The organism is Flavobacterium sp. LC2016-12, from assembly GCF_015351595.1.
Lineage (GTDB): Bacteria > Bacteroidota > Bacteroidia > Flavobacteriales > Flavobacteriaceae > Flavobacterium.
Genome location: NZ_JADKPT010000002.1, coordinates 217,936 through 232,427, shown reverse-complemented (window position 1 = coordinate 232,427; position 14,492 = coordinate 217,936). Strand labels below are relative to the sequence as shown.

Here is a 14,492-nt window from a genome sequence, read left to right as displayed (position 1 = left end):
TTTAATAAAAATCACAAAATGCAAAAAATAAGAACAGCACTACTATCATACGGAATGTCGGGGAAAGTTTTTCACGCTCCATTTTTAGACATTCATCCCGGATTTGAATTATTAGGTTCCTGGGAAAGAAGTAAAAACCTCATTCAGGAAGATTACCCGTATGTAAAAAGTTATCCTTCAATCGATGATTTATTAGCAGACAATGTCGATTTGGTAATCGTAAACACACCAGTTGGAACCCATTATGAATATGCTAAAAAAGTGCTTTTGGCCGGAAAACATGCCGTTGTCGAAAAAGCTTTTACAACAACAGTTGCCGAAGCCGAAGAATTAGCTTCAATTGCAAAAGAAAAAGGATTAAAATTAGCCGTTTTCCAAAACAGAAGATGGGATAGTGATTTTAAAACCATCCAGAAAATAATCAAAGATGGTGTCTTAGGAGATTTGGTCGAAGCTGAATTCCATTTTGACAGATACAATCCTTTATTAAGTATAAAAGCGCATAAAGAAACAGCCAATGACGGAGCCGGAATCCTGAAAGATTTAGGGCCACATTTAATCGATCAGGCAGTTTGTTTATTTGGATCTCCAAAGTCGGTTTTCGGAGACATTCGTTACACCAGAGAAAATTCTTTAGTCGATGACTGGATTGATTTGTTGTTGATTTATGACAATTTCAGAGTGAGGTTAAAAGCAGGTTTTTTTGTGAGAGAAGCCAATCCTGCTTATACTATTCACGGAAAAAAAGGTTCTTTCTTAAAACCGCGCGGTGATGTTCAGGAAGATGAATTAAAACTCGGCAAAAAGCCAAATTTAGAATCGTGGGGGACAGAATCTGAAGATTTGCAAGGACTTTTACATACTGAAATTAACGGAGAAGTGATCCGCGAAAAAATACCAACCCTTCAGGGAAATTATTTCTCCTTTTTTGATGGCGTTTATGATTCCATTGTAAACAATAAACCAGAACCCGTTACGGCACAGGATGGTGTAAAAGTAATGCAGATTATTGAAGCTGCTATTGCGAGTAATGCACAGCAGAGGGTAATTAATTTGTAAATAAATTGGTCCACGGATTTAGCGGATTAAAGCGGTTTTATTTAATCCTTTTAATCTTTTAAGCTGTGGCTAGAAAAAATATAGACGCACAGTTGTGCGTCTTTTTTTATGCAGTTAGATAAAAAACCTTTGTCCCTTTGTTCCTCAGAACCTTTGTTCCTTAAAGAATTTATAAACATATAACGTTATAAATTCAGGAACTGGCGGTCTTCGTTAGTGTGTAAAGTACATTTTTTGTATTTTTATACTAGCAATCCAAAAATCCATTATTTTGATCAACTTCAATCCATTATCACTATTCCAAACCAAAGGGAAAATCAAGAAAGTCTATAGAGAAGCAAAAGCTTCTTATTTAAACCGAATTCGTTTTGCCGTGGGAATGTTTTATTTCGGAATGGGGTTAAGTTTTGCAACATGGGCAAGCCGAATTCCGGATATCAAAACCGCCTTGCATTTAACCGAAGGCGATTTGGGTTCTATACTTTTTGCGCTCCCAATGGGGCAATTGGTCATCATGCCTTTTTCAGGAAAAATGGTTACAAAATTCGGTAGTCACAGGATTTTAGTTTTCTCCTTAATAATGTATGTTTTATGTCTGGCCAATTTAGGTTTAGCAACAACAGCCTTTCAATTATCAGTAGGTTTATTTTTGTTTGGATTGTTTGGAAATCTAGCTAATATCGCTGTAAATACACAAGGTGTTTATACCGAAGTACTTTTCAAAAAAACAATTATGTCCTCCTTTCACGGCATGTGGAGTTTCGCCGGATTCACAGGTGCATTGGTTGGCTTGGGAATGTTAACTTTAAATCTTTCTCCATTACATCATTTTATTATTGTTGGCATAATTGTAATAATAATGGTTGCTTTTAATTTTAAATTTTTGGTCAGAGCCAAAGAAAAAATCAAACATAAAACCTCCGAAGGTAAAAAGTTATTTGTCAAGCCAGACAGCACTTTAATCTGGCTTGGTGTAATTGGCTTTTGCAGTATGGCGAGCGAAGGCGTTATGTTTGACTGGAGCGGCGTTTACTTTAAAGATATCGTACAAGCACCAGGACCATTGGTAATTTTAGGATATACTTCTTTTATGATTATGATGGCGAGCGGACGTTTTCTAGGCGATGGTTTAATCAACAAATTTGGACGTGAACGCGTAATGCAAATTAGCGGAGTTATGATTTCTGCCGGGCTTTTCACTGCCGTTTTTCTTCCTTATATTATTCCGTGTACGATTGCTTTTATGGCTGTTTGTTTGGGTGTTGCCACTATTGTTCCGACAGTTTACAGTATGGCCGGGAAAAACCCAACCGTTCCACCGGGAGAAGCTTTAACGATAGTTTCGAGTGTCAGCTTTCTTGGATTCTTAATGGGACCTCCAGTAATTGGGCATATTGCTCAAAATTTTGGACTTCAATTTTCGTTTGCTTTTATCGGAATCTTTGGGGTTCTGATTGCTTTTATGGTTTCTAAAATTAGAGTTACCCAATAAAAATTCTATCAACACTTTTTAAAAATACATATTATTTATAAGAAATAACTTATAAATATAGTTTTTTGTTTATATTTGAATTTTAAAACTTTTGTCTCGCAGAATTTTAAAAAGACCAAAAAACCAATTTTATCCTTTGAATCAGAATTGAAATGATTAAGCATTTCAATTTAAAATCACTATTCAAAGTAAATTGTGTTTTATGAGAAAAAAGTACTTGGTCTTTTTTATTTTTCTGCCTTTTATTCAAATTTTTGCACAAGAAGAAACGACCTTTTTTGGATTTGTTATTGACACCAAAACACAAGATCCAATAGAGAATGTGGTGGTCTCTATTCAGAATTCTTCCTTAACACAACTTACATCAGCCAACGGAAGATTCGAACTTCATTCTCCAATAAAAGGAGAACAGCTGCTTTTGATTCACAGTCAGGGTTACAAAGATTTGCTTTTAAAACTGGAATCCAATTTTGGATTTAAAGTGAACCTCGGCATATTACTGCTCGAAGATAATTTTTCAGATGAAACGCCTGCTGCTTTAATCACTTTATTGGATAGTGATCTAACAGATGATAACAGTTCGTCTGAAATGACCTCTGGGCTTTTGCAATCTTCAAAAGATGCTTTTATGCAGGCTTCGGCTTTCAATTGGGGTCAGGCCCGATTTAGGGTTCGGGGTTTGGATAGCGAAAACGGAACCATGATGCTCAATGGTATGGTCATGAATAAACTGTATGATGGAAGGCCACAATGGAACAATTGGGGAGGTTTGAATAATGTACTCAGAAATCAGGAATTTTCTGTTGGCACTGCAGCTTCTACTTATACTTTTGGAGGTGTTTTAGGCACACAGCAAATTTTTACACGAGCCTCCATGTATAGAAAGGGAGGACAGTTAACGTTTTCTGGAAACAATACCTCCTACAACTGGCGCGCCATTGGAACATATACTTCCGGAATGAATGCTTCGGGTTGGGCATATGCGATTTCAGCAGGCAAACGCTGGTCGGATGAAGGTTTTTTTGAGGGAACAAACTTCAAGGCGGAGTCTCTATTTATAAGTGTTGAGAAAAAATTAAATGCAAAACAAGCTTTAAATTTTACAGGTTTTTATACACCAAATTCAAGAGGAAAAAATTCGGCAAACACAGCTGAAGTAACACAATTAACAAGCGAAAAATACAATTCGTATTGGGGTTTTCAGAACGGAGAAAAGCGAAATGCAAGAATTAAAAAAGTGGAAGAACCACTTTTAATGTTGAATCACTATTTTAAAATTGATGAAAAAACAAATCTCAATTCAGGTATAATGTACCAGTTTGGGAAAGTCGGAAACAGTAGCATTGATTATCAAAAAGCAGACAGTCCAGACCCAACTTACTACCGAAAATTGCCGAGTTATTTCAGTTCACTTTATGCAAAAGATCAAGGAGAGTTCTCAGGTGCTTTTACTCCTGATTATGAAAATGCAGAAAAAAATAAAATCTCCTTCTTAGAAAATTCTCAAATAGATTGGGATGTCCTGTATCGCGCCAATCAAAACCAAAGGACAAATTCAGATCCAGCTATTATAAATTATGAACCGGCACAAAGCCGCTATGTTTTATACGAAGATCGAACGGATGATAAAACTTTTGCAGTGAGTTCTAATTTGAATTCGCAGCTGACGCCCAATATTTTTCTTGATGGAGGACTTACTTTTAGAAACCTGAAATCACATAATTTTCAATATCTTTTAGATTTACTTGGCGGTGCATATTTCGAAGATATTGATCCTTTTTATAAAGGAAACCAGTCACAATCGGATTTGCAAAATCCAAATCGGAAAGTAAGAGTCGGGGATGCTTATGGTTATAATTATAATTTTCTGGCCAATACAATTGATGCTTTTACCCAGTTTCGACTTTCTTATAAAAAGACTGATTTTTATTTGGCACAATCGTATGCTGTATCCAATTATCAGCGGGAAGGTTTATATCAAAACGGAATTTACCCAACAACTTCCCTCGGCAAAAGCCAAAAAGTCAATTTTGAGAATTTTGGTTTCAAAGGCGGATTTACTTATAAAATTTCGGGCAGACAATCTTTGTTTTTTAATGGAGAACATTTGACACGAGCGCCTTCACTTCGAAATACTTTCTCCAATTCACGCCTAAATAATTCAATTGTCCACGGACTTGAAAGTGAAAATATTTCAAGTGCTGAAGCCAATTACGTTTATCATTCACCCAAGCTAAAGATGCGTTTAACCACTTATTATACTTTGATTAAAAACAGTACCAAAACTTCCTTTTTTTATGCCGAAGGTATCTTTGATAACGGTGCCGGTTACGATGCAACAGACGCTTTTGTAAGCCAGACGCTAACCCATTTAGACAAGAAAAATGTTGGAGCAGAGTTGAGTTTTGAATATCAAATTTCATCCACTTTAAAAGCAACTTTAGCTGTTGCTTACGGTAATTATATCTACAATAGTAATCCTGATGTTTTGATTACCAATGATGCAAATGCTGCAATAGCAGACAAACTAACCTCTTTTGATTTTGGGAAGGCTTACATTAAAAATTACAAACAGGCAGGGATGCCACAACAAGCTTATTCATTGGGATTAGAATATAGAGATCCCAAATTTTGGTGGATTGGTGCAAACATAAATTATCTCTCCGAAAGTTATATTGATATTTCTCCGATTGCCAGAACCGCTCAATTTTATATCAATCCGGCGAATGGTTTTCCTTTTCCGGAAGCAACAAAAGAGCGTGGAGATGCATTATTAAAACAAGAAAGATTTAACCCGATTACATTATTGAATTTTTCAGGAGGAAAATCCTGGCGCGTTCACGGAAAATACATCGGACTTTTTTCAAGTGTAAATAATGCCATGAACTCTATTTATAAAACCGGTGGTTTTGAACAGGCGCGAAACGCCAACTTTAGAGCTTTAAACCAGGATGTTTCGAGCGGAACACCATCCTTCGGGCCTAAATATTATTACGGATACGGTCGCACTTATTTTGTAAATCTTACGATCGGTTTATAAACCTGAAAAATAGAATTCTTATGAAAAAGATAGTTTTAAAGTTAATTTGTGCACTCTCATTTTTATTTGTTTGTGGATGTAATAATGATGTTGAAATGCCCAAATTAGAGTGTACCCAACCCGATTTGACAGTGAATAAAACAGTCGAAAAGGTACATGAACTTGCTGGTCCTGTTGCAAAACAATATGTTTATGATGATATTATAGAAGCCTATGTAGTATCAAGTGATGAAGACGGGAATTTTTTTAAAACCATTTCATTTCAAACTTTACCAAAGGAAGGAATTCCTGCCACAGGTTTCAGTGTACCAGTAGATGCGTCGAACACTTATATTGATTATCGTGTTGGAAACAAAGTGTATGTGAAATTAAAAAATCAGTTTACAGATTTATTCTACGGCGGATTGAGAATAGGAAGTTTGAATGTGAGTAATGCAGGAGATCCAACAATTGGCAGGATTTCGCAGAATGATTATAAAAGTGTATTGAATGCTTCTTGTACTATGATTGATGAAAATCTATTGGTAAAGAAAATTTCTATTGAAGAAGCATTAGATGATACTAAACTAAATACATTGATAGAACTTACAGATGTAGAGTTCACCGAGGGAGCAATTGGTCGTCATTATTTTGAAGAAACGAATAATGTAGGCGGTTCAACAAACTGGAATTTGCGTGATAAAACGGGAAATCAGATTATTTTCAGAACCAGCAGTTATGCCAGTTTTTCAGATCATTTAGTACCCGAAGGAAGCGGAAAAGTAAGAGGAATTATAACCAAGTTTGGATCTGATTATCAAATGATGATTCGCTCAGAGCAGGATGTTGTCATGAACGGAAAAAGAAATATTCCATTTTTTGCTGAAGATTTTCAAACCGTAAAAAACAATGTAAATTTTGCATTGCCCGGCTGGAGTAATATTGTTGAAAAAGCTACCAAATTATGGAAAAGTATGGTGTATGGCGGCAACGGTTACGCCGAGTTTAATACCACCAGCACGACAGCTGCTGAAAACATTGCCTGGTTAGTTTCTCCTAAAATTAATATGACAGGCTATAAAAATGCAACACTATCTTTTAGAAGTGCCCAACATGATTTGAAGATGGATTCGCCATTAAATTCTTTAGAAGTTTATGTTTCAGAAAATTTTGACGGCTCAAATATTTCTAAAGCAAAATGGACAAAATTAGAAGCAAAATTTCCTTCTTTGTTAACACCAGCTCGTACATTTATAAGTTCAGGTACAGTAAATTTATCAGCTTATTCAGGAGACATTCATATTGCATTTAAATATATTGGCTCTGGAAAAGATAAAACTTTAAACGGCGCTTTTATGGTGGATGACATTAAAATTTTTGGCGAAAAGTAGGTTTTATTTTTTTTGATAGTAATTTAAAGTATTGATTTTTTGGAGAATAATTTAATAGTGTATTTTTTTTGAGATTTAAACTGTTAAAATTTGATGGAATTTTGTATTTTGGTCATCCCAAATACAAATTAAAAATTATGAAAACCTACTTTATCGCCATCCTGATGATGGTACTACCATGCTTAGTGCATAGCCAGGACAACACTGCACCTGTCCGTTTAAAGCAAATTAATATTGTAAAAACAAACTATCAAAACTCTACAGATGGTGAAATTATCAATAAAACTGTAGTGTTTAAAGACGGTAAAATACACACAATTACTACTTCAGACGTTGTTCAGCATTTCTTTTACAACAAAGCAGGATTGTTGGATATGACTGTAAAGGACAAAGTAGGAAGCGACTGGAAAGAGGTTGTAAACTATACTTATGATGCAGACAACAACATTACAAAATTTGTAAAAAAATATCAGGAAGGCCCAGATTATATTACAAAAGTGGTGACTTTTGGATATGAAGGAGCAAGGATAAAAGTGACAACTAAAAAAAGTACGAACCATCAAAATTTAGTTGATGATATTGAGTATATTGTTGAAAATGGTATTATTGTGAGACGTACTTCACGTGACAGAAACAAAGCTATTATTGGTAAAATTGAATATGTTTATACTAATGATAATGTGATAAAACATAGAGGTTTGGTGGGAGATAAAATCTCTAAAACATATACTTTTGACGATAAAAAATCAGTAGATCAACTTATTGTTCAGAGTTTGTTTGGTGATAACTACAAAGTAATTGTGCCGATGATCTCGTATCACGAAGAGGAGTTTAGTTTTGAAGCAATATCTTATAATAACGAATTGAATTTCAGTCCGTCATCTAGTGCTTTGGTTGCTGTAAGCAGAAAGTATAAATACAACAAATTGAACTTTCCAATTTTCTGTACTCAGATCGAGGAGAACGGAATTGTAAAAACGGAGAAAACATTTATTTACGAATAAAAAACTGTAGCTTCAGTTGGATGAAACCATTTAGAGTAATTTCTAAATGGTTTTGTTTTTTAAAAAAAGCAACAATCTCTTAAATAGAACTTAAAAAGAATATTCTATAAGGGTTAGTGTGCTACAAATCATTAAATTTGCACCTTATTCAAAGCTATGTTAGAAAAAGAAGTTATAAATTTTGAGAGAACAGCCATTGTTGGTATTGTGACTCAAAATCAAAGTGAGGAAAAACTTAACGAATATCTTGACGAATTAGAGTTTTTAACTTTCACCGCTGGTGGTGAGGTGATCAAACGTTTTTCGCAAAAAATGGAACGCCCGAATCCGAAGACATTTATGGGAACGGGTAAAATTGAAGAAATCAATCTTTTTGTAAAAGAAAACGACATATCGACTTTAATTTTTGATGATGAATTGTCGCCTTCACAGCAAAAAAATATCTCTAAAATTATTGATTGTAAAATCTTGGACAGAACCAATTTGATTCTGGATATTTTTGCGCAAAGAGCGGAAAGTTCTTATGCAAGAACACAGGTTGAATTAGCGCAATGTATTTATTTATTACCCCGACTTTCTGGTTTATGGACACACCTTGAGCGTCAAAAAGGGGGTATTGGTATGCGTGGACCTGGGGAAACAGAGATTGAAACGGATAGACGTATTGTTCGTGATCGAATTTCGTTATTGAAAGAAAAAATCAAAACGATTGATAAACAAATGGGTGTTCAGCGTAGTAATCGTGGTGCGATGGTACGTGTGGCGCTGGTAGGGTATACCAATGTTGGAAAATCGACTTTGATGAATGCCGTTGGGAAAAGTGATGTTTTTGTTGAGAATAAATTATTTGCAACGTTAGATACAACGGTTCGAAAAGTGGTGATAAAGAACTTACCATTTTTGCTTTCTGACACCGTAGGTTTTATTAGAAAACTGCCAACGCAATTGGTAGATTCTTTTAAAAGTACGCTTGATGAGGTTCGCGAAGCTGATTTGTTATTGCATATCGTAGATATTTCGCATCCTGATTTTGAAGATCATATTGCATCTGTAAATCAGACTTTGCAGGATATTAAGGCACATGAAAAACCAGTAATTATGGTTTTCAATAAAATTGATGCCTACAAACATTTGACGATCGACGAAGATGATTTAATGACAGAGAAAACGCCAAGACATTATACGCTTGACGAATGGAAATCAACCTGGATGCACCGTTTAGGAGAAGAAAATGCATTGTTCATTTCTGCTACAAATAAACAAAACTTTGAAGAATTTAGAGAAAGGGTTTACGAAGCAGTTCGTCAAATTCATATTACAAGATTCCCTTATAATAAGTTTTTGTATCCGGATTATAAAGATGCCATCGAGAAGGAAGAAGAACAAGATGAGGAATAATAAAAACTTTTACCACAAAGGGCACAAAGATTTTTATATTCAAGTATTATAAACACAAAGTTCGCAAAGCTAAATCAACATGTAGCTTTGCGAACTTTTTTACTTATTAAGTTTTTCAAAAAAACTTTGCGCTCTTTGCGGTAAAATTGACAGATTAGAACCCGAAATTAACACCTAAACCAAAAACTTCTCTGGTTTGAAAACCCTGGTAAGCATTGTCATCATAAATAGCCTGGAAAGAAAAATTGGCTGATAAATATTTGTTTACTTTCATGATGATATTTAATGAGTAATCAATATCTACATTCTGAGGATCTTCAAGATAATTAGAGTAAAGATTTAAAGTGTTTTCTGCCGTTACGTTGGTCATAATCGCTAGCTTGTAGTAAACTGAAGCGTAGAAACCCAATTCGTAACGCATACTTTTGCCTTCGTCTACGCCAAAATAAGCTCCGTCAACATAAGGTAAGCCAGTATTCTGGTCAATTCCAGAAGTATAAGCATTGTCTACAAAAGTGAATTTTGAAGTTAAAGGTGCGAAGTTAATTTTAAGATTGGCATCTTTAGTCCAATAAATACCAGGACCTGTAGTTAGATAACCCGGAGACATAAATTTGGTATTTTCTGTTCTGATTTCTTTTCCGTTTGCATCCTGGCCATAAACATAACCAGTTGTAAATTGGGTTCTGAAATTTAGAAAGTAAGAGTAATACCACTGACCAAAAGCTTTTTTACCAACAATTGAATTCAGTTCAAAGCGGTCATCTGTCTTTTTTTCGAAATCGGCGTTTTTGGTTTGCAATAATCCGTAGGAAGCTAATACTTTGTTATCCCAGGTTATGTCATCTTTTTTGTAATTGAAATCGTAGTTGATTCCCAAAGTTCCGGAAAAGCTATCTTCTCCACCTGCAATCCAGTTATTAAAACTTGATTGATTTAATAAAAGTGAAACCGTCCCTTTTGTCTTCCAACCTTCTCCTTCAATAGTGTCGTTAATTTTTTTTACTGCTTTTTCAGTATTCTGAATTAACTCTTTTTCGGTATTTTGGGCTTGTACAAAAGTGAAATTTACTAAAACGAAAAGTAATAACGCTAGCTTTCTCATAGTTTTTAGTTTAGAAGTGTATTAACAAATATACTAAAAACCGTCAAAAGGTTCAGGGTTTATTACTAGGAAAAGAAAGTTATTTCTTAGTTTCTTTATATAAAGGCACTGCCGAACAAGCTTCTCCGTACATAATACTTCTGGCAAAAGGCTGGAGATATGTTGTAGCTAAGATATATGCGCGCATTGGAACAGGTTTTTTAGAACAGCCTTTTACAATTACAGGTTTATTTTGATATGCTGAATAATCAATGTTTTTTAAGATTTCTTCGTATAAACTTCCGTCTAAATCTTCGATAGTTCCATTAACTACTTTTTTGGCATAGGGCGCCAAATGAACACTTACTAAAATTAATGCCCAAGCCGGAACAATTGCATCTGTACTGCAATTGACAGCCACATATTGATCTTGATATTGCGACCAATCGTGATTTTTTAAGTGCTCTCTAAAGTCTTTTTCTTTCAATAAAAACCCTTCTAAAAGCCATTGCGAAATGTCAATTTGCATACGCATTCCCTTTGGATAATAATCTTCCAAATCAAATACTTCGAGTGCACTATTGGCCACTTTATTGATGATTTCTTCCATATGAAAAATGGTTTCAAGTTTAAAGTTTCAGGTTTCAAGTTGCGTAACCTGAAACTTGAAACTTTAAACCTGAAACAAATATTTTAAAGCATTCCTAATTCTAATTTTGCTTCTTCGCTCATTAAATCTTTACTCCATGGCGGATCAAAAGTAATTTCGACATCGACATCTTTAATGTTTTCGATTGTTTTTACTTTTTCTTCCACTTCTCTTGGTAAACTTTCCGCAACCGGGCAGTTTGGAGATGTCAATGTCATTAAGATTTTTACTTCGTAATCTGTGTTAACCATTACGTCGTATATCAACCCTAATTCATAAATATCTACAGGAATCTCCGGATCGTAAATGCCTTTTAAAACTTTTACAATTGATTCTCCTAATTCGTTTGTGTCAATTTCTTGTTCCATTTTTTTTTGTTTTTTTTCACCATATAAGTGATATAAGTTCATTTAAAACGTTGCGTTGTTTCTCTAACTTTATAATTTTTTTTAGATCATTTAAGCAAAAGGCTAATAATCTCTTATATTACTTATATGGTTTAAATTTAATTTCTAATCTTCGAGCCAGCGATATAATTCGTTGACGTATGTTTTTTGGCCTTCGTGATAAATATTTGTAACGTTGAAGTTTATCATTAATCCTAGTGGGCATTTTAAAAGTTTCATATAAGACATTAATTTAGCAATATGAACAGGTATAATTTGATCAACAGCTTTTAATTCCACAACTAAAGAATTTTCAATCAATAAGTCACATCTTAAATCTGATTCTAATTCCAAACCTTTGTACTCGACAGGAATTACCAATTCAGATTGAAAATTAATTCCTCTTAAAGATAATTCTTTAATCATGCATTGATGATAAATGTTTTCTAAAAGCCCTGCTCCAATATTTTTATGAACCTCAATTGCGCTCCATTAACTTGATAAATTAAATCTTTCAAATATTTCTTCGTTATCATTATACTTTTTCAGCAATAATAAGAAATAAAAAAGAAAGATAAAACTTACTTTTTGTGTTTTTTTCCACCATATAAGTAATATAAGTTCATTTAAAAGTTTAGTTTTAATTCTTCTTATATTTTAACTTAAAACACCTAGTAAACACACCGCTTATATTTCTAATATGAACTTATATGGTTCAAAATTCGCCACTAATTATTCTTAGCATTAAAAGCCAAAGCGTACATCTTGATGTTTTTAATCATTGAGACCAATCCGTTTGCACGCGTTGCAGATAAATGTTCTTTTAAACCAATCTCATCGATAAATTGAGTGTCGGCATTTATAATATCTTCTGCTTTTTGATTCGAGAACGCGCGGATTAAAATGGCGATAATTCCTTTGGTTAAAATAGCATCACTATCTGCAGTAAAGACAATTTTGTCATCATTTTGCTCGCCATGTAACCAAACTTTCGATTGGCATCCTTTGATTAAATTCTCGTCAGTTTTATACTCTTCATTGATTAGCGGTAGACTTTTTCCTAATTCGATGATGTACTCGTAACGCTGCATCCAATCATCGAACATTGAGAATTCGTCTATTATTTCGTTTTGTATCTCTTTAATTGTCATAATTATTCTTTAGCAAAATCAACTAGCAAATTTACCAATTTTTCTATTTCCTTAGGAGGAAAACCATTGTCAAAACCTGTAGTTTCGTAGGTCTTTTGATTTTGAGTTATTTTTAAATTTCCAATTGCGGCGCCATCATAAAATCGTTTTTCAGTTGGTGCTTTTAAGGTTGGAATGCTTTCTAATTTAATTTTTGAAAACTCTGTTACAATCTGTTTCCATTTTGCATCGGTGATTTTCTTTTCTATCGGTTGTGTATCTCTGCCATTAGTAACCGAAACTGTTTTATTCTGCACAACGATCTTTTTGTAGACTCCTCTCGAAACCGCAGAATACTCCATTTGTGTTGTTGTCATATCAGCAAGTTTTTGGCTTGAACAGCCTGTTCCGAAGAAAATTGTCAGGATTAATAAAGATAGTATTCTCATAAAATGTGTTTTTTAGCTTAACATGGTTTTTGCTTTTTTCACTGCTTCAACCATCGCATCAATTTCTTCTTTAGTATTGTAAAAAGAGAAAGAAGCACGAATGGTTCCCGGAATACAGAAGAAATTCATGATGGGTTGTGCGCAATGATGACCAGTACGAACGGCGATTCCTAATTTATCAATAATAGAACCAACATCGTAAGGATGAATACCATCAATATTAAACGAAACCACAGACGCTTTATTTTTTCCGGTTCCGTAAATTCGTAAACCTTCAATTTCTAATAGACTTTTTGTAGCGTGCTCTAATAATTCGTTTTCGTATTGTTGAATATTCTTAAAACCAATATTGTTTAAATAATCAATAGCAGTTCCTAAAACAATTCCACCAGCGATATTTGGAGTTCCGGCCTCGAATTTATGAGGAAGATCAGCATAAGTCGTTTTTTCGAAAGTCACTTCTTTGATCATTTCGCCACCGCCTTGGTAAGGAGGAAGTTTATTTAACCATTCTTCTTTTCCGTATAGAATTCCGGTTCCGGTTGGACCACACATTTTATGTCCTGAAAAAGCATAAAAATCGCAATCTAATTCCTGAACATTTGGCTTTAAATGCGGAACAGCTTGTGCACCATCAATCAAAACAGCAGCTCCAACAGCATGCGCTTTATCAATAATATATTTTATAGGATTGATGATTCCCAATGCGTTCGAAATATGATTTACGGTAACGACTTTGGTTTTTTCAGATAACAAAGCATCAAAAGCTTCCATAACCAATTCACCATCTTCGTTCATCGGAATCACTTTTAAAGTTGCTCCGGTTTTTTCACATAACATTTGCCAAGGCACAATATTACTGTGGTGCTCTAAAGACGAAACAATTACTTCATCGCCCGGTTTTAAAATAGATGCAAAACCGTTTGTAACTAAATTAATTCCGTGTGTTGTTCCCGATGTGAAAAGTACTTCGTGAGCAAATTTTGCATTAATATGTTGTTGCACTTTACCACGAGAAATCTCGTAAGCATCAGTAGCTAATTGACTTAATGTGTGAACACCTCTATGAATGTTGGCGTTTATTTCCTGATAGTATTTCACTTCGGCATCGATCACAATTTGTGGCTTTTGCGAAGTCGCTCCGTTATCGAAATATACCAATGGTTTTCCGTTTACTTTTTGTGAAAGTATTGGAAATTCAGCTCTTATTTTTTGGATATCTAGCATGTCTTATTTAGAAAAATTCTATCTACAAAAGTACTAAAACTAAATTGGTTTCTACGGCAATTCGATAATTTCCTTTTATAGTGCCATCAATTGCAGGCTTAAATGTTGATTCCGTAAAATTAGATTTGATTTTATAAATTATCTGAAAAGGAAATCTAAATTCGATCATAATATCGTGATCATAAATTAATTATATTGCATTAA

Annotated in this window: 13 protein-coding genes; 6 read left to right on the top strand and 7 right to left on the bottom strand. The window is 34.2% G+C overall.

The annotated features are described in order from the left end of the window. The first annotated feature begins 18 nt into the window (after positions 1-18). The 6 genes from IRZ99_RS05400 to hflX all read left to right on the top strand — a co-directional run bounded on the left by IRZ99_RS05400 (position 19) and on the right by hflX (position 9,363). Positions 19-1,059, top strand: a complete 1,041-nt coding sequence (locus IRZ99_RS05400) for a Gfo/Idh/MocA family oxidoreductase (protein WP_194656291.1) — start codon at positions 19-21, stop codon at positions 1,057-1,059. A gap of 271 nt (positions 1,060-1,330) precedes the next feature. Then, positions 1,331-2,551: an MFS transporter gene (locus tag IRZ99_RS05395; RefSeq protein WP_194656290.1), complete on the top strand. Its 1,221-nt coding sequence runs from the start codon at positions 1,331-1,333 to the stop codon at positions 2,549-2,551. Positions 2,552-2,753: 202 nt separating this feature from the next. Then, positions 2,754-5,591, top strand: coding sequence for a carboxypeptidase-like regulatory domain-containing protein (locus IRZ99_RS05390; protein ID WP_194656289.1), 2,838 nt, complete (start codon positions 2,754-2,756; stop codon positions 5,589-5,591). A 20-nt stretch (positions 5,592-5,611) separates the two neighbouring features. Beyond that, a complete protein-coding gene (locus IRZ99_RS05385; RefSeq protein ID WP_194656288.1) occupies positions 5,612-6,961 on the top strand; it encodes a DUF5689 domain-containing protein in 1,350 nt (449 codons plus the stop codon). A gap of 137 nt (positions 6,962-7,098) precedes the next feature. After that, complete coding sequence (locus tag IRZ99_RS05380) at positions 7,099-7,965, top strand: hypothetical protein (RefSeq protein ID WP_194656287.1); 867 nt, start codon at positions 7,099-7,101, stop codon at positions 7,963-7,965. A gap of 156 nt (positions 7,966-8,121) precedes the next feature. Next, complete coding sequence (hflX, locus tag IRZ99_RS05375) at positions 8,122-9,363, top strand: GTPase HflX (protein WP_194656286.1); 1,242 nt, start codon at positions 8,122-8,124, stop codon at positions 9,361-9,363. A 154-nt stretch (positions 9,364-9,517) separates the two neighbouring features. Here the strand turns inward: hflX and IRZ99_RS05370 are convergent, their stop codons facing one another. From IRZ99_RS05370 to IRZ99_RS05340, 7 genes are all read right to left on the bottom strand, one after another. Continuing rightward, a complete protein-coding gene (locus IRZ99_RS05370; protein WP_194656285.1) occupies positions 9,518-10,468 on the bottom strand; it encodes a DUF3078 domain-containing protein in 951 nt (316 codons plus the stop codon). A gap of 79 nt (positions 10,469-10,547) precedes the next feature. Further along, complete coding sequence (locus tag IRZ99_RS05365; protein WP_194656284.1) at positions 10,548-11,057, bottom strand: DUF2480 family protein; 510 nt, start codon at positions 11,055-11,057, stop codon at positions 10,548-10,550. A gap of 83 nt (positions 11,058-11,140) precedes the next feature. Further along, the gene (locus IRZ99_RS05360; RefSeq protein WP_017494560.1) at positions 11,141-11,464 is read right to left on the bottom strand and encodes an SUF system Fe-S cluster assembly protein; all 324 of its coding nucleotides are present in this window, start codon (positions 11,462-11,464) and stop codon (positions 11,141-11,143) included. A 144-nt stretch (positions 11,465-11,608) separates the two neighbouring features. Next, entirely contained in the window at positions 11,609-11,908 is a 300-nt protein-coding gene (locus IRZ99_RS05355) for a GxxExxY protein (RefSeq protein ID WP_228519025.1), read from the bottom strand. Between the two features lie 302 nt (positions 11,909-12,210). Further along, positions 12,211-12,633, bottom strand: coding sequence for a SufE family protein (locus IRZ99_RS05350; RefSeq protein WP_192186392.1), 423 nt, complete (start codon positions 12,631-12,633; stop codon positions 12,211-12,213). 2 nt (positions 12,634-12,635) lie between these two features. Beyond that, positions 12,636-13,061 (bottom strand): hypothetical protein, encoded by a 426-nt coding sequence (locus IRZ99_RS05345; protein WP_194656283.1) that lies wholly within the window; start codon positions 13,059-13,061, stop codon positions 12,636-12,638. 12 nt (positions 13,062-13,073) lie between these two features. Next, positions 13,074-14,288 (bottom strand): aminotransferase class V-fold PLP-dependent enzyme, encoded by a 1,215-nt coding sequence (locus IRZ99_RS05340; protein ID WP_194656282.1) that lies wholly within the window; start codon positions 14,286-14,288, stop codon positions 13,074-13,076. Between the last annotated feature and the right edge of the window lie 204 nt (positions 14,289-14,492).